Below are 823 nucleotides of genomic sequence, written 5' to 3'. Positions count from 1 at the left end.
GACCGCGCAAAAGGACACAGCCGACCCTACATCTTAGCACTAAACTCACTGCCCAATAACTTCGGAATATCATCTGGTGCCATATAGACCTCCTTGCTATGCCTTTCAACACACTATATAATACAATACAATATTAGATTATACACCTCAACGGCAATTCTTTGTGTCAGGTCTTCTGACTATATGAATGGCACTATGATTAAAGCTTCGATGCTATATTATATAGCCATAAGTGGAGAAGTATCTATGGCTAGTCAGGATGAAGAAGCTCTTGTTGGACGTCTTATGGATGTCGCAACTATTAAGAAGTTTATGCTGGCAGGAAATGCCACATTAACGCTTCGCTCACCTAAGACTGGAACGCGCTTTACGTATAAGGTGCGTCGTGGTACGGACTTTGGAGGCAAGCCCAAGGATTTCTGGTTCTGCAGTCTTCTGACTGGCCAAGATAACGACTCCGACTACCAATATTTCGGCCATTTCTTTATTGGGCGCAACTTTCGTGGGCCAGAGTTGATTTATCAGCATGGAAGAAAGTCGCGAATTAGCCAGGATGCCTTATCTATGAAGGCGTGGGGTTATTTCGCTGAGATCTTCCGTGATCATGATCCTTCTTGGCAAGCTGATCGCCTGGCTACCATTGAAGTATGGCATGAAGGTCGTTGTGGGCGCTGTAATCGGAAGCTTACAGTGCCTGAGTCTGTTAGTTCCGGTTTCGGCCCCGAATGCATTAACCATGTCTAACGATCTGGACCTGAAAGAACAGATTGAAATGAACAGCGTGACCTGCTATAATCATATAGGAGGTAACACATGCAGACAT

Annotated in this window: 1 protein-coding gene; it reads left to right on the top strand. The window is 45.0% G+C overall.

Annotated elements, in window-relative coordinates:
- Positions 1–246: 246 nt before the first annotated feature.
- On the top strand, positions 247–744 hold the full coding sequence (locus VJI94_RS07820; protein ID WP_324008934.1) for a DUF6011 domain-containing protein: 498 nt from the start codon (positions 247–249) through the stop codon (positions 742–744).
- Positions 745–823 lie beyond the last annotated feature (79 nt).

The organism is Parvimonas sp. D9 (assembly GCF_035282565.1).
Taxonomy (GTDB): Bacteria; Bacillota; Clostridia; order Tissierellales; family Peptoniphilaceae; genus Parvimonas; species Parvimonas micra.
The sequence above is the reverse complement of the archived record's forward strand: the minus strand, read 5'-3'. Positions and strand labels throughout refer to the sequence as shown.

Excerpts from the sequence above, each read along its gene's own strand:
- VJI94_RS07820 (WP_324008934.1), top strand. The coding sequence starts at position 247 with ATGGCTAGTCAGGATGAAGAAGCTCTTGTTGGACGTCTTATGGATGTC.